The sequence below is a fragment of the Caballeronia sp. dw_276 genome (assembly GCF_018449635.1).
Classification (GTDB): domain Bacteria; phylum Pseudomonadota; class Gammaproteobacteria; order Burkholderiales; family Burkholderiaceae; genus Caballeronia.
This window is the reverse complement of record NZ_JAAVUV010000001.1, coordinates 349,968-367,898: the sequence shown is the minus strand read 5'-3', so window position 1 is coordinate 367,898 and position 17,931 is coordinate 349,968. Positions and strand designations below refer to the sequence as shown.

Sequence of the window (17,931 nt, the reverse complement as noted above, 5' to 3'; positions counted from 1 at the left end):
CGTCAGAACTGACCATCAAACGAATTTGGGGCTGCCATGAGCACGTTGTCGACCGAGAAACTCCAGGCTGTCGTGAAGAAGGACGCGTCCTGGGTCATGGGCGCGCTCAAGAAATTCGGCGAGGACCGGTGTGCGGCAATGGCGGCCAGCATCGCGTTCTATTCCGCATTTTCGCTCGCGCCGACGCTGGTCATGGTGATCGCAGTGGCCGGCTGGGTCTTCGGCGCCGAAGCGGCGCGCGGCCAGTTGTTCCATCAGGTCAACGGCATGCTCGGCGATCAGGCTGCCGCAAGCGTGCAAAGCATTGTTGAAAATGCGCATCGCAGCGGGGGGACGGGGATCGCGGCCGTGATCTCGTTTGTTTTGCTGGCGGTGGGTGCATCGGCGACGTTTTCATCGCTCAATACAGCGCTGAATCTCGTCTGGCCGCTTAGCGGCGAGCAAAAGTCGAGCGTATTCGCCATGGTGCGGGTCCGGCTGATCTCATTCGGCCTCGTACTGGGCGTGGCTTTCCTGCTGATCGTCTCGCTCGTCCTCGATACCGCCATCCAGGCCGTCGGAAAGTGGCTGTGGGGCGATTCGTCTTTTGTGATCATTGGCGATCTGGTTCAGCTTGCCGTTGGTCTCGTCATACTGTCCCTGGCGTTCGGCGCCCTCCTGAAATTCCTGCCTGACGCCCGCGTTCAATGGCGCGACGCGCTCGTAGGCGGCCTGGTCGCCGCCATCCTGTTTTCCGTCGGCAAGAAACTGTTTGCCTTTTACCTGACGCATGCGGGCACGGCCAATTCGTTCGGTGCGGCGGGTTCTCTCGCGGTCCTGCTGATGTGGCTGTACTTCTCGGCGGCCGTCCTGCTGCTCGGCGCGGAATTTTCCGCTGCGCGCGCTCGCCTGCACGATCCACGCGGCGCCTGGGGACAGCAGAGTGGCCGCGTGCCGCCCGGCAGCCGCGCCAAGATTGGATCGATGCTGGCCGGATCCACCATTAGCGGACGTCCCGGCGATACTTCAGATACCCCCCAAACATCCACGGTCGTACCCGGCCCGGCCCGTACATCGATCGAACAACGCGCGGGGCGCTCGCAAAAACTCACGCAACAAGCACGGAAGAAGGTTTCAGCTTTGAGCACCGCGCTTACGCTCAGCCGCAAGCTCGCACAGGCGGAAACGACTGCCACGAAAGCAACGGCTCAGGCGATGCTCGGCTGCGGTAGGAAAGCCGTGCAGGCGAACGACCTGGTGCGACGCCATCCTTGGCGTGCAGTGCTGCTCGCCGGCGGTGCCGGCATTGCGCTCGCACTGCTTTCGGGCCGGGATCAGCCGCCCCGAATCGACTGAGGCCGCGCAGCCGGCTGGGACCCTTCTCCCGCCGGCACTTAATAAGCCCGTGTCTGGTAATGCGCCATAACGTATTGCTATAACGCCGAATTAGTAAAAAACTAATAAAGATTTGAACGACATCCCGTCGACTATTCATTAACGGGAACTTTCTCCGGAGGGGTATGTCGCCCCTCTTTCAATAGATGAATCCCGCGCTAAACCCTTGACAGGCTTGGCCGCAACGCCTGCTCTCCCGCGATCTGCAAAAGTGTCTGATTTTCGAGACAGGTTTTATTTTCTGGTTCTTATCCTTTGTAACGCTGCGTTATTCTCTGCGCCGGCAACAACGAATTTAAATCTTCGCGTGGAGAACTCGATGAAACGTTTCGCACTGACTTCCCTTTCGCTGGCACTGCTCGGCGCAGCTGGCGCAGCCCAAGCGCAAAATAGCGTGACGCTGTACGGCGTGATCGACTCGGGCATTGGCTACGTGCACAACGCACAAGGCAATCAGAAGCTGGTCGGCATGATCAACGGCAACCTGTCGGGCGATCGTTGGGGCTTGAAGGGTCAGGAAGACCTGGGTGGTGGTTTGAAGGCGATTTTCCAGTTGGAAAGCGGCTTTGACATCGGTACGGGCCGTCTGGGCCAGGGCGGCCGCGAATTTGGTCGTCAAGCGTTCGTCGGTTTGACCGCTGACCAGTACGGTACGGTCACCATCGGTCGTCAATACGACCCGCTGGTCGACATGGTGCAAGGCATCACGGCTGACAATTACTTCGGTTCGGCCTTCGCAACCCCGGGCGACGTAGACAACTACGACAACAGCTTGCGTACGTCGAACGCTGTCAAGTACGTGTCGCCGAACTGGGCCGGCCTGCAAGTCGAAGGTTTGTACGGCTTCAGCAACCTGGCTGGCACGACTGGCCAAGGCCAGACGTGGTCGGGCGCAGTTGCGTATAACAACGGCCCGTTGGGCTTGGCTGCTGGTTACTTCTACTCCAGCAACCCGAGCGCTGGCCGCGGACCGGCATGGAACAGCCCGTCGTCGGATTCGCTGTTCGATGGCCCGATCAACAACGGCTACACCACCGCTCACTCGATCGGTATCGCTCGCGCTGCTGCTCAGTACGCAATCGGCCCGGTAACGGTCGGCGCGTCGTACAGCAATGCACAGTACGCACCGGACGGCAACTCGGCATACACGTCGACGCAGAAGTACAACATCGGCAACGCGTTCGTGAACTTCCAGGCTACGCCGGCTCTGCTGTTGGGCGCAGGCTACACGTACGAAAAGGCAAGCGGCGATACGTCGGCCAAGTACCATCAGGCTTCGCTGGGCGCGGACTACTCGGTTTCGAAGCGTACGGACTTCTACGCTGTAGCGGCTTATCAGCACGCAAGCGGCACGCAAGCTACGTACACGACGAACGCAGCAGGCCAGACGGTTCGCGTCGATCAGGCTGCGCAAGCTTCGATCGGTTCGTACGGCTACGCTGGTACGAGCAACCAGGAACTCGTGATCGTCGGTATCCGTCACAAGTTCTAAAGCTGGATTTGAAGCCGGTTACGGCTTCGGTTCAGAAACAGCCATCGGCTTCAGGCGATGGCTGTTTTTTTATGCGCGACGACCTTGGCACGAAGAAAAGCCCGCTGTCTTTCGACAGCGGGCTTTTTCAATTCAGCTTCGTTGGGTGAGACCTACTGCTGCGATCGTCCGGTATCCGGCTGCATCAACGTTTGAAACGGTGGCGCCGACGTATCCGGCTGGGCCAGCGCATCGCCGTGCACCACACGCGGCACGCTCGATACCGTTTCTCGCGCCCGCAGCGGAACGTTCGCCGGATCGGCCCACGTGGGGTTCGGAATTTCGCCGAAAATCTGCCGCAGACGCTCACCCCACGTGCGATGAATCATCTGGAAATACTGGTTGTCGTGATCGAGCGTGGAGAAACGCGTGACCCGCAACGAGTCTTTTTCATAAACGAGCAGATCGAGCGGCAAGCCCACCGACAGATTCGACCTCAGCGTGGAATCCATGGAGACCAGCGCGCACTTCGCAACTTCGTCGAGGGGCGTAGTGGGCGTAATGACCCGATCGATGATCGGCTTCCCGTACTTCGATTCGCCAATCTGAAAATACGGACTGACCAGCGATGCCTCGACAAAATTCCCTGCCGAATAGATCATGAACAAGCGCGTGTTCGCGCCGCGAATCTGTCCGCCGAGAATGAAGCTGCAATTGAAGTCGACACTGAATTCCGCGAGCGTTGCTGCGTCCCGCCTGTGGACTTCGCGCACCGCTTCGCCTACCAGTCGCGCTGCATCCGCCATGGAAGGCGCGTTGTAGAGCGTGAGCTTGTCTTCGGGAGCCGGCTCCGACAACAACTGCATGACGGCTTGCGTCAGCGCCAGATTGCCTGCGGCGAGCAGCACGAGGACACGATCGCCAGGTTGTTCGAAGACCGCCATCTTGCGGGCCGCGCTGACGTGGTCGACCCCGGCGTTCGTGCGTGTATCGGACAGGAAAACCAGTCCTTCGTCAACGCGCATAGCCACGCAATAAGTCATCCGTCGAATCCCTGAAAGAAGCAAACCAGTATTGTAAGCGCGCTCTCGCCAGACCGGGCCAGAAAGGTGCTGCGAAACGTGTGCTCAAACTCACCGTTCGTCTACTTTTAACATAACGGCAAATCCGGCGTGCGCTTGAACAAAAACCGCTGCGTCACTGATCGGCCATTGCCTGTACCGATACATCCACGCTCATCCGCTCTTCTTTCCCGCCCACGCGTGAGCCGCGTACTGGCGCCGCAGCCTCGTAGTCCCGCGCAACGGCGAGGCGGCAGTATCGGCCACTGGCGAACGCGGCGTGGGTCACATCCACCGATACCCACACGTCGTCCAGCCAGACATCCACCCACGCGTGGCTCGCGGCATGCGGGACGTCGCCCGGATCGATGTAACCGCTCACATAACGCGCCGGCACGCCGCGCGAGCGGCAGCAGGCCAGCATCAAATGTGCATGATCCTGGCAAACGCCATTGCCGAGTTTCAGCGCTTCGGCCGCCGTGCTCGTGACAGCTGTCACGCCTGCCTTGAATTGCACCTTTCCTTCGATATTCTCAGCCAGCGCAATCAAGGCCGCCGGCGAATCGATCTTAGAAACCGAATGCGCAAGTTCACGAATCGATGCATCGGCCTCGGTCAACGCCGTGTGACACGTGTAGTGCTGCAGCGGAATCCGGCCGGGACCGTCATTGAGGCGGCCGCCATCGAGCAAGGTGGTTTCGACCTGACCCGTTACCGACAAGTTGATCTCCGTATGCGGTTTGGTCAGCACGAGTGTGTGCAAGGTGTTGGAGTAGGCGTCGCGCGTGACGTCGAGCTTGCCGATGGTATCGATATGCCAGCGCCGCACCATCTGCGCCGAGCCGTTGGCCGGCGTCATGCGCAACTGCTGAATGGAATACTGCACGGGCACGGCGTAGCGATAACTCGTGTGATGCCGAATGGTCAGAAGCATGATTTTTCCCAGTACGGATGCGTTCAGGCGAGAGGCAACATGAGGAACGTGCGCATGACGCGCACGCCCAACTCATCGACCCGTTTCAGGAATTGCGTCAGATAGGCGTGCACACCCGTTTCAAGGATCTGGCGGATATCCGTGTACAACACGTCCGCGCGCAACTTGCCGGCGAAGCGCTCGCAATCGTTCGAGCCGTTCGTGCGCAGTTTGTCGAGCGTCTCGCAAACACCATCGAGAGACGCCAGCAGCGAACGCGGCATCTGCGCGTTGAGGATCAACAACTCCACCACGCGCGAAGGCGTCACCACATCGCGATACACCTTCCGGTAGATTTCCAGCGCCGACACCGAACTCAATATCGATGTCCAGTAATAGAAGTCTTCCAGTTGACGCGCGGCTTCGCGGGAATTCGGTTCGGCATCGGCAAACCGCACGTCGAGGATGCGCGCCGTATTGTCCGCGCGCTCCAGGTACATGCCGAGCTGGATGAACCAGAAGGCGTCGTCATGTAGCGCGGTGCCGACCATCACGCCACGGCACAGGTTCGAGCGATATTTCACCCATTCGAACAGAGTGTCCGGGCTGTTCTCGAGTTCTCCGGCGGCAAGCTTTTCGCCGAATTCGAGCCACGTGAAATTGATGGTTTCCCACGCTTCGGTCGTCAGGGTGCCGCGTACGGCGCGTGCATTTTCACGCGTTGCATGCAGACACGAAATGATGCTCGACGGGTTGCCCGAGTCCGCGACCATGAAGTGCAGCATGTCTTCGAGCGAATCGGAGCCTGGAAAACGTTGTTCGAAAAATGATTCGAGTTCCGAAATACGCAGCACGGAACGTTGCGCGCGCGCGATCTGCTCAGGCGTCTGCGGCAGCAGCATGCCCTTCAGGTTGATGTCGAGCATGCGCGCGGTGTTCTCTGCCCGCTCCATGTAACGGGCCATCCAGAAAAGGTGATCGGCAGTACGGCTTAGCATCATGATGGCGTTCCGTTGTTATGCAGCGCCTTCAAACCAGCGCCACGCTCGAGGCTTTGGCCTTCCGAGTGATTAATCCACCATCCAGGTATCTTTCGTGCCGCCGCCCTGCGACGAATTCACGACGAGAGAACCCTCCTTCAATGCCACGCGCGTGAGGCCGCCGGCGGCCATCGTCACTTCCTTGCCGGACAGCACGAATGGACGCAGATCGATATGGCGCGGCGCTATCCCCGACTCCACGAAGGTCGGGCACGCGGACAACGCGAGCGTCGGCTGGGCGATATACCCGTCGGGACGCGCGATCAGCCGCTCGCGGAACGCTTCGATCTCGGCCTTGGTAGAGGCCGGCCCGACCAGCATGCCGTAACCGCCCGCGCCGTGAACCTCCTTCACGACGAGCTCCGGCAGGTGCGCGAGCGTGTACGCGAGGTCGTCGGGCTTGCGGCACTGGAACGTCGGCACGTTGTTCAGGATCGGCGTCTCGCCGAGATAGAACTCGATCATGTCCGGCACGAACGGGTAGATGGATTTATCGTCGGCGATGCCTGTGCCCATGGCGTTCGCCAGCGCCACGCGTCCGGCGCGATACGACGTCAGCAAACCCGGTACGCCCAGCGCCGAATCCGTACGGAACGCAAGCGGGTCCATGAAGTCGTCATCGAGCCGCCGATAAATCACGTCAACGCGCTTCGGCCCTTGCGTCGTGCGCATGAAGACGTAGTTTTCATCGACGAAAAGATCCTTGCCCTCGACCAGTTCCACGCCCATTTGCTGCGCGAGGAACGAATGCTCGAAGTACGCCGAGTTGTACATGCCGGGCGTCAGCACGACCACGTTGGGATCGTCCACCCCGGCCGGCGCGATGGAACGCAGCGTCTCCAGCAGCAGATCCGGATAGTGCGCAACGGGCGCAATGCGGTTCTGCACGAAGAGCTCGGGAAAGAGCCGCATCATCATCTTGCGGTTCTCGAGCATGTACGACACGCCCGACGGCACGCGCAGGTTGTCCTCCAGCACATAGAACTCACCGGCGTCGCCGGCGCGGACCACATCGACGCCGGCGACGTGCGCGTAGACATCCAGCGGCACATCCACGCCCTGCATCTCTGGCCGATACTGCGCGTTGGTATACACCTGTTCAGCCGGAATTTTTCCCGCCCGGACGATGTCGTGATCGTGATAGATATCGCGGATGAACATGTTCAGCGCACGTACGCGCTGCCTGAGACCCGCTTCGAGCTTGCGCCATTCATCGCCGGGGATGATGCGCGGAATCATGTCGAAGGGAATCAGGCGCTCTGTGCCGGACAAGTCGCCGTTCACGGCGAATGTGATGCCCACACGCCGGAACAACAGATCCGCTTCGGCGCGCTTGCGCGTGATGGTTTCGGGGCTTTGCGTGGAGAGCCACCTGGAAAACCGAGCGTAGTGCGCCCGCACGGTTTCTTCGTGACGCATTTCGTCGTAGATCTGCATCTGTGCGTCCTTTTTTGATCGCGGCGCGAATGCCGCTCGTGGGTGGATATGGCGACAATGCTGCTCATCGCCCTGCCACGCCTTTTGTCCGACGCTCTCGTAGTTTCAGTATCCTCAATAAAGCAACAGCCGTGCCATTTTTTTAATACTTGTTTTTACTCATTGTTTTGGCGGGGTATGCAAAGTCGCTGCTTCAAATGGGTGCGGCAGGTTTTCGCCGATGCCAAGCGTCATCCGCACGATGCCCCCATGTGGTGCACGGTAGGCTATATCGCGGGCTGCTTCAAGATGGGTATTCGAGGGGCGGCGTGCGTGAGGCACAGCAGGCTTTCGCCGCCGCGCGCTGTTCGATCCTGGAAAACGCTTGGTCGTGCGCCTAGTTGCGCGCCGCAAGCCCTTCGAGCAGGGCTTTGTGGAAAGCTTGCGGGTCCTGCATCTGCGGCGCATGTCCGAAATCGGGAAACTCGACCAGTTTCGCGCCGGGAATCGCCGCGGCAGCCTCTTTGGCGAGTTCTGGATAACGCCCGAGCGTTGGCCTGATATCCGGTGGCGCGCGATCCTTGCCGATAGCGGTCGTGTCCTTGTCGCCGATAAGCAGCAACGTCGGCGTGCAGATCTGCCCGAACTCATAAACCACCGGCTGCGTATAGATCATGTCGTAGAGCAGCGCCGAATTCCAGGCCACCAGATCTTTACCCGGCCCGCGATTCATCCCCGCGAGCATCTGCACCCAAGGTTCATAACGCGCGTCCCAATGACCCGCGTAGTACGTGGACTGCTCGTATTTGCGGATGCCATCGGCGGTGGTCTTTAGTTCGCGCGTGTACCAGTCATCGATGGAAATCGACGGCACGCCCTTCGCCTTCCAGTCCTCGAGCCCAATCGGGTTAACCAGCACGAGTTGCTCGGTGTCCTGCGGGTACATGAGCGCGTAGCGCACGGCAATCATTCCGCCCGTGGAGTGCGCAACGAGCGTCGCCTTTTTGACGCCGAGCGCTTCGAGCAGCGCATGCGTATTACGGGCGAGTTGCTGGAAGGTGTATTGATATCGCGTGGGTTTGGTCGATTTGCAAAAGCCGATCTGATCCGGCGCGATCACGCGATAACCCGCGTTCGTCAGCACATCGATGCTCTCCTTCCAGGTCCCCGCGCAGAAGTTCTTGCCGTGGAGCAGGACCACCGTCCGGCCGTTCGGGTTCTTCGACGCTACGTCCATGTACGCCATGCGCACGATCTGCCGCTGCGACGAAATCGCAAAGCGGCCGACGGGATACGGATAGTCGAAGCCTTGCAACTCCGGACCGTACACGGGGCCGTCATCATTAGTGGCGCCAGGTGTTGCGGGTGTTGACGCGGCTTCGTCCGCGAACACAGGCGATGCAATCAATGAAACCGAAGCCAAAACAGCGCAAATCGAGCGGCTGATCAAAGTCATGGGTGCGCAAACTCGCAGATAAAAACAGGAAGGACCGGCACTAACGGACGCTTGAGCCACGATACCGCAGCGGGGGAATTTTATCGTGTGCTGGCGTTGATCGTTGACGGACCCGATTGCATGCCATGCGCTTATACTGCCGCCTCGAATAAACGAACGCCTCGCTTTCCGCATGCAAATCCGCATCTCGCAGTTCAAGACCCGCTTCACGCTTTTCCTGGCCACACTCGGCTGCACGCTGTCACTTAACGCCCTCGCCGCCGATTGCCCGCAGTTCAGTCCCGGAGGCCGCGCGCCCATTGTCGTGAATGCGAAGATGCGTGCGTCGACACAACAGCTCTGCTATTCCGACTTCGCGGTCCTTCACTCCGGCGTAACGCACGGGCCTTTATGGTCGGCGGAACATCTGACGCCGCGACACATTGACGACGCCCGGGACAACGCGCGCACGAACCGCTTTTTCGTCGATAAAAAACTTCCGCCCGGCGACAGCGCCACGCTCTCGGACTACAAACGCAGCGGCTACGATCGCGGCCACATGAGTCCCGCCGGCGACCGATGGGACAAGAAGGGCATGGCCGAATCGTTTTCGCTTGCGAACGTCGTGCCGCAAAATCCATCGAATAACCGGCGCATCTGGGCGCGTATCGAGCAAGCGGTGCGGCGGCTGGTGGAAGAATCCGGCGATACCTACGTCGTGACCGGACCGATCTTCTCCGGACGGCAGTTGCAAACCATCGGCGACTCGCGCGTGCTGGTTCCTACCCAGTTGTATAAGGTGGTGTATATGCCGCAACGCAAGCTTGCGTTCGCTGTGGTCGTCGACAACACCCCGACGAACGAATACACGGTCAAGACGGTCAACGAACTGGAAGCCATGAGCGGCCTGCAGTTTCCGGGCATACCCGACTCGCTCAAAGATCAACGCATTGGAGGACTGAAAGGTGTTTAAGCCATTCTCAAACGATACCGACACGCTCAACATCAACGGCGACGCGCTCGTGATCGCTAATGATCCCGCCCGCCTGTCGGTTTCCGGCGACCTGACGATTACCCGTGACAAGGCCGGCCTGACAACCGCACTTGCCTTGCAAAAAGCGGTGAACGCTATCGTCGATGCATTGCAAAGCGATCCCGCGCTGCCCGTCAAAATCGCCGCCGAGCCGGTGAAGCCCGCCGGCAAGACGGATAATCCGTTTATCTAGGCTGCAAGCACGTTGCACATAAAGTTGGGAGACGCTGTTGATTGAATGTCACATTGCACCGAGTCCGTTGGGCCACCTTGCTTACCGCGCTGAAGACGAACACCTCACCGGGCTGTTTTTCGTCGGGCAGAAGCATTTTCCCAAAGGTCTCACCGATACCGGCGCGCCGCAGTCCCAAGTCATTGCCGAAGCGATGGAGCAGATCGCCGAATATTTCGCCGGCGAGCGCACCGTTTTTTCCGTCAAACTGCGTTTGAACGGAACGGAGTTTCAACAAAAGGTCTGGGCTGCGCTGCAGGAGATTCCGTTCGGAAATTCGTGGACTTATGGCGATCTCGCGCGTCGGATGGGCTACGCGCCGGGTGCGTCGCGAGCAGTGGGCGCTGCGAATGGGCGCAATCCGGTGGGCATTATCGTGCCGTGCCATCGCGTGATTGGCGCGGATGGCGAATTGACGGGGTACGCCGGCGGCGTGGAGCGCAAACAACATTTACTGACGCTTGAGGGCGGCCCCGGACGCGCTCAGCTCACATTGTTTTAATCGATCGAAGCATTCAGCAATCTCGAAAGCACAAAACCCCGCAGGCGCTGTGCGCTTGCGGGGTTTTTTACACTGGGCGTTAAACGAAACGCCCGACGTGATTACTGCGTGCTGACGCGAATTTCAACGCGACGGTTCTTTGCGCGGCCCGCTGCTGTCGAGTTCGATGCAACCGGGTTAGCAGCGCCGAAACCTTGCGCCGTGTAGTTTTGCGAACGCAAACCATTGCTCTTCAGGTATTGAAGCACCGATTCCGCACGGCGCTGCGACAGACGCAAGTTATGCGATGCAGAACCCGTGGAGTCGGTGTAACCCGCTACTTCGACCTGACGCAGTTGCACGTTCTGGCCGGCAGCCACGAACTCGTCAAGCGTGCTCTTTGCATGCGGCGTCAACGTGGCGCTGTCGGTTGCGAAGTTCGCGTCGCCGCTCAGGTCGATCTGACGCGGCATTTCCGGCGCGGCTTGCGGCACGGGTGCCGGAGCCGGTGCAGGAGCCACTTCCGGCTGAGCCGGCGCGCCGCACTGGAACGTCAGGACGCGCGGGTCCAGAGCGTCGTCCGAAGGCGAGCGCAGACGTTCCATGGTTTCGAGCTTGTATGCGGGCTTGTCGCCGCAGATCTTTTGCGCTTGCTTCACGCATGCCGCGACGCCTTCAAACAAACCATGGCATTCCACGCGATAAACCTGCGTGCCATTGGCGGTTTGAATCTGATTTGCGTTGAACAAGGGACCCGAAGCACTGGAGCAGCCTGCGAGCGCACCGATCGACAATAAGCCTGCAGCGATTAATTTATTAGACATCCTGTTTACCATTCCGAAATTACGTGTGACTGAGATATCGAGACAAATGCGTACTGGTCGGGCCATCAGACAGTTACCCGATTTCCACAGCCACCTTATTCGCCTCAAGCCTTCGATCCGGATAATCAAAAAACTATCTGGAATCCGAAATCGCGCGGCATGTTAGCACGCGTAATCAAGCATTCCTTACTGGATAATTCCTAATTGATGAAACAGTTTTGAACGACTTTGGAAACATCCGATAAACGTAAATAATCAGAAAAGTTTCGGCTGCTGATTACCGTTCCGGCAATAAAAAACGGCCGCGAAGGCGGCCGTTTTTGCGAAGCTTGAAACGCTGCGCCAACTCGTCAGCGGCTGCAATAACTGCAGCGTTTGTTCCTTCAAATGCGAATCACTTTGGAAACGGCAGTGGCATCAGGTCGGTATCGGACTGGCGTTGCAAGTCCTGCACCTTGGTTTGCAAAGCGCGCAATTGCGCTTGCGCCGAATCCTGCTCCGCACGCAGCGAACGGATCGCCTCCTGCTGCTCCGCCTGGCGGTCAACCACCTGGCTCTGCTGCGCACGCGCCACTTCCAGGTCCGCCTGCAGGCGGTTTGCACGCTGTTGCTGAACCGCGATCAACCGGTCCGCGAAGTTCTTCTCGGCTTCGAGCTTCGTGCGGCGGATCTCCGTATCCGCCAGCGCGGCACTGTTCTTCGCGAAATCCGCATAAACCGTTTCCGCCCGCGCGTCGGCCTGAGTCTTGATTACCCGCCAGAATTTCTTTTGCTGGAACAAAGCAATATAGAAAGTCATTTCGTCCGGGTAAAACAACATGCTTGCGCCATAACTGCCGTTATACGTCGTGCGCAATTCCTTTACCTTCCCGTCGCGAATCATTTGCTGCAGTTCCGCGATGTTGCCGTTCGCCGTGGCCTGTGGTTCATCGGCAGCGCCGTTGGTCAAAAGGCTGCGCCGCGCCCCCGAACCACCCAGGGGATCGCCCGATGTGGCACTGCCTTGCGCGATCGCTGCAGGGCCCGCCGCGAACGCCGCGCCGCACAGGATGAACCATGCCAAGACCAGCGCCCCGCCTCTCGTTGTTTTGTTGGAGTTCATGGAATTTCCGGGTTGAACGCAATTAAGAATGCGAAAGCACCGGAATTATGGCAGATAGAAAAGGTAAAGCGGAAAATGCGTGAGCCCGCTTTATGTATCTACTTCGCCGCCTGAAACATTGCATGCTTTAGAACGATTCCTGAAGCGATTTTTTAGTAGTTCGGCGGGCATTTCCCGAAGCGTTTCAAACCGCGCTTCAAAGATCGTGACGCAAACGCGGACGATCCGGATTGGGCTGACGCGAGTGCATATCGCCCATGTCGCTCACGGGCGAAAAGATGCGGTTATCGGGCGTCTGGTCGGGGACTGCCGACATGATCCCGCGATCCGCCTGATACGCGAACGGCGCGCCGGAGTAAATGCCTGAATCAATCGATGTTGCGGCCATGCCGGACTCGGCGTGCGCGAGACTGCTGAGCGCGAGCAGGCTCGCGGCCATCAAGACGAAACGGGACGAAACAATACCTGGGAACATGAGCGGTCTCGCGGCAGATGCCTGCGCGAACGACCAGAGGGCTGCGGACTCGAACAGGCGTGAAAACAGGGAAAAGAACACGTGTGCGCCGGGGTCGAGGCAACACGCATGCGGCAAACCAAGATGAGACCATCCGCACGCTTTTCAGACCATGAGCGAGTTCTTAATTCCTTCCTGGGACCGTTGATGGAGGACAAATACAAGGACACGGCACTGCCCGCTCGCACCCGGGCGCGAAACGTGCGCTCTCGGTCTGTGTCAAGTGCCGCGGCATCGAAACGAATTCAAACAAATTTACAAATGCCGACATAGTGCGTCATCTCGGCGATAATCCCGTTTTACGCGCCATCCTTGCCGGGCCACGCCACCCGAGATATTCATGACCGAACAAGCCCTCCCGCCGACCCCGCCAGATTCCGATCCGAACACTGTCACCACCGGCGTGCCCGGCCTCGACGACATACTCGGCGGCGGCCTGATCAAGGGCGGCCTGTATCTAATCGAAGGCATGGCCGGCGCGGGCAAGACCATCTTGTCGACGCAAATCGGGTTTCATCGCGTGAACGAGGGCGACACCGTCCTCTACATCACGCTGATCGCGGAATCGCATTCGAAGCTGCTGTCGCATCTGAAGGCGCTGTCGTTCTATAACGCCGATGCCATCTCGGACAAGATGCTCTTTGTGTCCGGTTATCACGAACTGATGCGTGATGGCCTCGGCGGGTTCCTTGCGCTGATCGCGTCGACCATCAAGACGAGCCGGCCGCGTTTCATGGTTATCGACGGGTTTCGCAGCGCACGCGAATTCAGCTCGACCGAGCTTGAGCTGTCACAGTTCATCCACGAATTGAGCGCATTTGTCTCGGCGGCGGGCTGCACCACGCTGATCCTCGCGCCGTTGTCCGGCAACGAGCCGCATCCGGAACATACGCTGGTCGATGGGCTTATCGAACTGAACCGGTTTGCGACCGGCATGCGGCGCGCGCGGGAAATCGAAGTGCACAAGCTGCGCGCGCGCGACCATCTGCTGGGACGGCATTTCTTCAAGATTACCACCGACGGCCTCGTCACATTCCCGCGCCTGGAAGCCCGTTCGATACTGCGCGAAGGCGCACCCGACCTGAAAACGAAGCTTGCATTCGGGCTGGCCGATTTCGACGCCATGCTCGGCGGAGGCGTGGTGAAGGGGTCGACTACGACGCTGATCGGGCCATCGGGAATCGGCAAGACGTTGATATCACTGAAATTTCTCGAAGCGGGTATTGCCCGCGGCGAGCGCTGCGTTTATTTCGGCTTTTATGAGTCGCCGGAACGCCTGGTTGCCAAGGCGGAATCAGTGTCGATCAAGGTCGCCGAAGCCGTCGCCGATGGCCGCCTGATCATCGAATGGCGCCCGGCAGTGGAACTTGCGATCGATGAACTCGCGGCCGAGCTGCTCTCGGTGGTAAAGCGGGTCGGCGCGTCCCGGCTCGTGGTCGACGGCATCGAAGGTTTTCATGATTCCGCGAATCGCACCGAACGCTTTGGCCTGTTCCTGAACGCGCTCACACACCGTTTGCGCCAGGAAAGCGTCACCACGCTGCTGACCGAGGAGCTGCCGCTTTACGGCGACATGTCGCACGGTGGGTCGATCCGAGCATCGGCGATGACGGAGAACATCGTCCTGTTGCGGTACGTCGAGACAACCACCTCGCTGTACCGGATCATCTCGATCATCAAGCAGCGGGAAGCTGCGCACGATCCGTCGATCCGGCGTTTTGTCATCGATGAAAACGGCTTGCATCTGAGCGATGGTTTTGTCGGTACCGCCACGCTGTTGTCGGCGCGCGGCACGATCCCGCCAACCTTGTCCTCACAGGACGCCGGCACGCGGACATGAAAAAAATCCTCGTCGTCGACGATGAATTCGACCTGCTCACCACCTGGCGGCTCGTACTCCAGATGGAAGGTTATGAAGTCGGCACCGCGTCCAATGGCTTGCTGGCACTGGAATCGGTGCGTGCGGCCCCGCCCGACCTGATCATCACGGACTGGATGATGCCGAAGATGGACGGCCTTGCGCTCTGCCGCGCGCTCGCCGCCGACGACGCCCTCGCGCAGATCCCCGTCGTGCTCTCCAGCGCCGCGGCGCGCACGCCGGAGATCGAGCATCCGAAACTGGAGTTTCATCGCAAGCCTCTGTCCATCGATTCGCTGGTTGCAATCGTCACGCGGCTGATTGGTCCGGCCTGATCGGCAAGGCCAGAGTCGTTCGCGGCTGCCTGGGCACGAACCCTGCTCAAATGAACGTTCCGGTACGCCGGATTATTCGATAAACCGCTTCACTAGAACGGGAGGCACCATGGTGCAGGATCAGGTAGAAGGCGCGGCGCAAACCGTCGTTGGCAAGGTTCAGGATGCGGTAGGCGGACTTACCGGCGATACATCCACGCAAGCAGAGGGCAAGGCGCGGCAAGCGCTCGGCACAATTCAGCGCAATTACGGCGAGACGCTCGACAACGTGCGCGAAGCAGTCATTTCGCAGCCGATCAACGGCGTGCTGGTCGCTGGTGCGATCGGTTTCGTGCTTGGAGCGATCTGGGCGCGCCAACGGTAATTTGAGTCTGGCTGTAAGAACCGGTCGTGCCCCTGGGCGCGGCCGGTTTTTTTTTGTCCCTGTTTTCCTGAATGCAGGCCGGGCGCGGTTGATGCTGAGTCCCAAAGGGTAAAGATTCTTCGGGAGAAAACATTATGACAATTGTCGCAAACCGTTTGTCGGACACAGAAGTGCTTGTCGAAACGACCGTTTATACGTTTTCGGACAGCACGGTTGCCGATGCATTCTTACGTTGTATCGGGCATGAATCGGTCGACACGTGCAGCAACAGCCACGCGCCGGTTTCATCGCGGGCGGCAAATGAATCCAAGGTAGATGACCTTCCACCCGGCAGCATTATTTCGCCTTCGCTTGGCGGCATGCCCTGACAGCGGCCGCCGAAAAAAGCGGCCAAGCAGCTTATTTTTCGGGTTTGTCATCCACGCGATCGGTGGAGGGCAGGCTCGACTTCCTCAACGTCCCCTTCGATACCCCCTCTGGCTCCGAACTATGCGAGCCGAAACCGCCCGTTCCGCTGGGTTCCGGTGATCCACCGCTGCCCAGCGGCACTTCCGCCGTCTGCTTTGGGTTTTGCTTCAGGTTGCGGTTATCGGGTTCCGGTTCAGATTTCGTGGTTGCGGTCATGGTTTGCTCCTTGGGGTTGACGATGTACAAGGAGTTACCGAGCAACACGCGTTCCCTATCCGGTGGCAATCAAGGCTAACGCGTCGAGTTCGGCCGCGCCCTTACGCCCCGCTGGTTTTGCCGAACCATCCAGTCCGAAAGCAGGTTCGGCACGCGAGGCAATGCGTGAGGCCAGTGCACCGCCTCCTTGACCACCTGCGCCACGACCCCGTGCGAGCTGAACTGATCCAGCGCCAGACGCACGATCACGCGCCGGGCGATCTTCCAGACATCGATGTCCGGCGCAATCCGCCGCGCCATTTCCTCGATGCTCTGCGCCGAACGCGCCAGCAACGCGGCCCGCGATGCAATGCCGGTATGGGCATCGCCGAAAGCGTGTTCCAACGGTCCCTTGCCGAGCGCCGTAAACAGATCGGCGACGGTGCGATGACGATGTGCATCGCCGGCAAAACGCTCTGCTTCCCGTCGGTACGTTGCCTCCACACGCACCGCGCGCTGCGTTTCGTGCCCATGTGGCATGCCCTGGCGCATGTGTTCGCGGGCCGCCGCCTTGTGATCGCCGCGCAAAAGCGCATCCGACCCGGTGACGAGGAAACTGCGTTCGTGAGCCGCGAGAAACGTGAGAGGCGAGTCACCGTCGAGCACCAGACGGCCAAACGTATCCGCTTCGATGCTGACTGCCGCGCCCGCGGCCTCCAGACCGGCATGGTAGACGCCCTCGCCCAGCGTAATCTCGAAGAAAGCCTCGATCCACGTCGCAATCAGATCGACCGGGTCGATGCCGTGCGCACGTAACGCAGCGGCATCCGACAGCGGCACGCTGCGCACGGCCCGGGTAACGAGCGCGGTATCGCTGCAAAAATCCCAGAGCACTTCGGGCACCACCACACGGGCGTCGTTGTTCACCTCGCGCAGCCGGTAGCGCAGGAAACTTTGGTCGGCGGCGCGCTGGCGCAGGTCAAGCATTGCACTGACAGCCTCGCCCAGTCGCGCGATCAATGCGCTCACGTTTTGCGCGCGGACCTCGCGCGAGAACCGTTCGGCAAGCCGCGCCGCCGACCCCGCGACTTCCAAGTCCTGCGCGAGCTCCCGGCGGGTGTCTGCACGAATCAAGGTGATGCGGGCGCTGAAAGATGAGCCGCCGGCCTCCAGTTGAACCGACGCACGATGTGTCTGCTCGGCTATCCCGCAGCGCTCGGGTTCGTCTTCCACATCGATCAACGTGGCGGCACGCCCGGGAGGCAATGCAGTTTGGAGCGCCTGCCGCAGCGCCGCCCCCTCTATTGGCGTCTTGAGCGTATCGAGCTCCGCAAGCGCGACGCGCACCGCCGTCTCCGATAAGGCCGGATGCTGCGTGAGCAAACCCGAAGCCATGCCGAGCACGCCGGAGAGATTCTGGAGCAGCGGTACGCGCTGCGAAAGACTGGTGGCCCCGTGAGCGCGAACGCCGGCTGCAAACGAGCGAATGACTCGATGGATGGGCTCGGTCCGGCCGGAGGCGGTCGCCCGGCTTTCACGGACGAACAACATGGCGAGCCGCCAGACGCTGGACAGACGCGGCGTCAAGGTGTGATCCGGGGAAAAGGTGTGTCGATGATTGCTTGCTCCTTCAGGCGAGTCGGATAAGGCATTAGCAACACAAATTAAACCCTATGGCGGTTCGTTGCGCAATTCGTCGTGAAACGTAGCGCCTATTAATCGTATGCAGTCGGCCGAAAAACGCCGACGCACTTCAATCGGAAACAGCCGTTTGATAGTGAATGCATGACCGATTCGCCGATGCCTCATTTTGGTGCTTTTAAAGTGTATTCGTAGAGCGCTATACGCCCCGACAATGCGAGGGCGCCTAAAAAA

The 17,931-nt window shown here is 59.8% G+C and carries 19 protein-coding genes; 9 read left to right on the top strand and 10 right to left on the bottom strand.

What is annotated here, in order from left to right; all coding sequences use genetic code 11:
• Positions 1–36: 36 nt before the first annotated feature.
• Together HB633_RS01600 and HB633_RS01595 are read left to right on the top strand one after the other, a co-directional pair.
• Positions 37–1,335, top strand: a complete 1,299-nt coding sequence (locus HB633_RS01600) for a YihY/virulence factor BrkB family protein (RefSeq protein ID WP_213776308.1) — start codon at positions 37–39, stop codon at positions 1,333–1,335.
• A gap of 358 nt (positions 1,336–1,693) precedes the next feature.
• Complete coding sequence (locus HB633_RS01595) at positions 1,694–2,866, top strand: porin (protein WP_213776307.1); 1,173 nt, start codon at positions 1,694–1,696, stop codon at positions 2,864–2,866.
• 152 nt (positions 2,867–3,018) lie between these two features.
• On the opposite strand, the gene HB633_RS01590 is transcribed toward HB633_RS01595, so the two are convergent.
• From HB633_RS01590 to HB633_RS01570, 5 genes are all read right to left on the bottom strand, one after another.
• The gene (locus tag HB633_RS01590; RefSeq protein WP_213776306.1) at positions 3,019–3,888 is read right to left on the bottom strand and encodes a proteasome-type protease; all 870 of its coding nucleotides are present in this window, start codon (positions 3,886–3,888) and stop codon (positions 3,019–3,021) included.
• A gap of 154 nt (positions 3,889–4,042) precedes the next feature.
• Positions 4,043–4,840 (bottom strand): transglutaminase family protein, encoded by a 798-nt coding sequence (locus HB633_RS01585; protein ID WP_213776305.1) that lies wholly within the window; start codon positions 4,838–4,840, stop codon positions 4,043–4,045.
• A 23-nt stretch (positions 4,841–4,863) separates the two neighbouring features.
• Positions 4,864–5,817, bottom strand: coding sequence for an alpha-E domain-containing protein (locus HB633_RS01580; RefSeq protein ID WP_062003617.1), 954 nt, complete (start codon positions 5,815–5,817; stop codon positions 4,864–4,866).
• 72 nt (positions 5,818–5,889) lie between these two features.
• Positions 5,890–7,296: a circularly permuted type 2 ATP-grasp protein gene (locus HB633_RS01575; protein ID WP_056362577.1), complete on the bottom strand. Its 1,407-nt coding sequence runs from the start codon at positions 7,294–7,296 to the stop codon at positions 5,890–5,892.
• A 376-nt stretch (positions 7,297–7,672) separates the two neighbouring features.
• Positions 7,673–8,731 (bottom strand): alpha/beta hydrolase, encoded by a 1,059-nt coding sequence (locus tag HB633_RS01570; RefSeq protein WP_213776304.1) that lies wholly within the window; start codon positions 8,729–8,731, stop codon positions 7,673–7,675.
• A 172-nt stretch (positions 8,732–8,903) separates the two neighbouring features.
• Between HB633_RS01570 and HB633_RS01565 the strand changes: the two genes are divergently transcribed.
• From HB633_RS01565 to HB633_RS01555, 3 genes are read left to right on the top strand one after another with little or no spacing between them, the layout of a single operon-like run.
• Entirely contained in the window at positions 8,904–9,683 is a 780-nt protein-coding gene (locus tag HB633_RS01565) for a DNA/RNA non-specific endonuclease (RefSeq protein ID WP_213776303.1), read from the top strand.
• Complete coding sequence (locus HB633_RS01560; protein ID WP_213776302.1) at positions 9,676–9,936, top strand: hypothetical protein; 261 nt, start codon at positions 9,676–9,678, stop codon at positions 9,934–9,936. Before HB633_RS01565 ends, HB633_RS01560 begins: the two co-directional genes overlap by 8 nt.
• A gap of 37 nt (positions 9,937–9,973) precedes the next feature.
• Positions 9,974–10,477, top strand: a complete 504-nt coding sequence (locus HB633_RS01555) for a methylated-DNA--[protein]-cysteine S-methyltransferase (protein ID WP_255580694.1) — start codon at positions 9,974–9,976, stop codon at positions 10,475–10,477.
• 101 nt (positions 10,478–10,578) lie between these two features.
• Here HB633_RS01555 and HB633_RS01550 read toward each other — a convergent pair whose 3' ends face one another.
• From HB633_RS01550 to HB633_RS01540, 3 genes are all read right to left on the bottom strand, one after another.
• Positions 10,579–11,280 carry an OmpA family protein gene (locus HB633_RS01550; protein WP_213776301.1) on the bottom strand — a complete coding sequence of 234 codons (702 nt, stop codon included), beginning with the start codon at positions 11,278–11,280 and terminating at the stop codon, positions 10,579–10,581.
• 394 nt (positions 11,281–11,674) lie between these two features.
• Positions 11,675–12,382 carry a DUF2968 domain-containing protein gene (locus HB633_RS01545; protein ID WP_213776300.1) on the bottom strand — a complete coding sequence of 236 codons (708 nt, stop codon included), beginning with the start codon at positions 12,380–12,382 and terminating at the stop codon, positions 11,675–11,677.
• Positions 12,383–12,578: 196 nt separating this feature from the next.
• On the bottom strand, positions 12,579–12,938 hold the full coding sequence (locus HB633_RS01540; RefSeq protein ID WP_213776299.1) for a hypothetical protein: 360 nt from the start codon (positions 12,936–12,938) through the stop codon (positions 12,579–12,581).
• 298 nt (positions 12,939–13,236) lie between these two features.
• Between HB633_RS01540 and HB633_RS01535 the strand changes: the two genes are divergently transcribed.
• The 4 genes from HB633_RS01535 (at position 13,237) to HB633_RS01520 (ending at position 15,821) form a co-directional block, all read left to right on the top strand.
• Complete coding sequence (locus HB633_RS01535; protein WP_213776298.1) at positions 13,237–14,736, top strand: ATPase domain-containing protein; 1,500 nt, start codon at positions 13,237–13,239, stop codon at positions 14,734–14,736.
• Positions 14,733–15,089 (top strand): response regulator, encoded by a 357-nt coding sequence (locus HB633_RS01530; protein ID WP_213776297.1) that lies wholly within the window; start codon positions 14,733–14,735, stop codon positions 15,087–15,089. The genes HB633_RS01535 and HB633_RS01530 overlap by 4 nt, the downstream gene beginning before the upstream one ends.
• 109 nt (positions 15,090–15,198) lie before the next feature.
• On the top strand, positions 15,199–15,453 hold the full coding sequence (locus tag HB633_RS01525; RefSeq protein WP_062172299.1) for a CsbD family protein: 255 nt from the start codon (positions 15,199–15,201) through the stop codon (positions 15,451–15,453).
• Between the two features lie 134 nt (positions 15,454–15,587).
• Positions 15,588–15,821 carry a hypothetical protein gene (locus HB633_RS01520; RefSeq protein ID WP_213776296.1) on the top strand — a complete coding sequence of 78 codons (234 nt, stop codon included), beginning with the start codon at positions 15,588–15,590 and terminating at the stop codon, positions 15,819–15,821.
• 31 nt (positions 15,822–15,852) lie between these two features.
• Here the strand turns inward: HB633_RS01520 and HB633_RS01515 are convergent, their stop codons facing one another.
• Together HB633_RS01515 and HB633_RS01510 are read right to left on the bottom strand one after the other, a co-directional pair.
• Complete coding sequence (locus tag HB633_RS01515) at positions 15,853–16,077, bottom strand: hypothetical protein (RefSeq protein ID WP_213776295.1); 225 nt, start codon at positions 16,075–16,077, stop codon at positions 15,853–15,855.
• 75 nt (positions 16,078–16,152) lie between these two features.
• Entirely contained in the window at positions 16,153–17,643 is a 1,491-nt protein-coding gene (locus HB633_RS01510; protein WP_255580693.1) for an AarF/UbiB family protein, read from the bottom strand.
• Between the last annotated feature and the right edge of the window lie 288 nt (positions 17,644–17,931).

Coding starts and splice junctions, on each gene's coding strand:
- HB633_RS01575 (WP_056362577.1), bottom strand. CDS start 7,296: ATGCAGATCTACGACGAAATGCGTCACGAAGAAACCGTGCGGGCGCAC.
- HB633_RS01530 (WP_213776297.1), top strand. CDS start 14,733: ATGAAAAAAATCCTCGTCGTCGACGATGAATTCGACCTGCTCACCACC.
- HB633_RS01565 (WP_213776303.1), top strand. CDS start 8,904: ATGCAAATCCGCATCTCGCAGTTCAAGACCCGCTTCACGCTTTTCCTG.
- HB633_RS01580 (WP_062003617.1), bottom strand. CDS start 5,817: ATGCTAAGCCGTACTGCCGATCACCTTTTCTGGATGGCCCGTTACATG.
- HB633_RS01515 (WP_213776295.1), bottom strand. CDS start 16,077: ATGACCGCAACCACGAAATCTGAACCGGAACCCGATAACCGCAACCTG.
- HB633_RS01590 (WP_213776306.1), bottom strand. CDS start 3,888: ATGACTTATTGCGTGGCTATGCGCGTTGACGAAGGACTGGTTTTCCTG.
- HB633_RS01595 (WP_213776307.1), top strand. CDS start 1,694: ATGAAACGTTTCGCACTGACTTCCCTTTCGCTGGCACTGCTCGGCGCA.
- HB633_RS01585 (WP_213776305.1), bottom strand. CDS start 4,840: ATGCTTCTGACCATTCGGCATCACACGAGTTATCGCTACGCCGTGCCC.
- HB633_RS01600 (WP_213776308.1), top strand. CDS start 37: ATGAGCACGTTGTCGACCGAGAAACTCCAGGCTGTCGTGAAGAAGGAC.
- HB633_RS01520 (WP_213776296.1), top strand. CDS start 15,588: ATGACAATTGTCGCAAACCGTTTGTCGGACACAGAAGTGCTTGTCGAA.
- HB633_RS01545 (WP_213776300.1), bottom strand. CDS start 12,382: ATGAACTCCAACAAAACAACGAGAGGCGGGGCGCTGGTCTTGGCATGG.
- HB633_RS01525 (WP_062172299.1), top strand. CDS start 15,199: ATGGTGCAGGATCAGGTAGAAGGCGCGGCGCAAACCGTCGTTGGCAAG.
- HB633_RS01535 (WP_213776298.1), top strand. CDS start 13,237: ATGACCGAACAAGCCCTCCCGCCGACCCCGCCAGATTCCGATCCGAAC.
- HB633_RS01550 (WP_213776301.1), bottom strand. CDS start 11,280: ATGTCTAATAAATTAATCGCTGCAGGCTTATTGTCGATCGGTGCGCTC.
- HB633_RS01570 (WP_213776304.1), bottom strand. CDS start 8,731: ATGACTTTGATCAGCCGCTCGATTTGCGCTGTTTTGGCTTCGGTTTCA.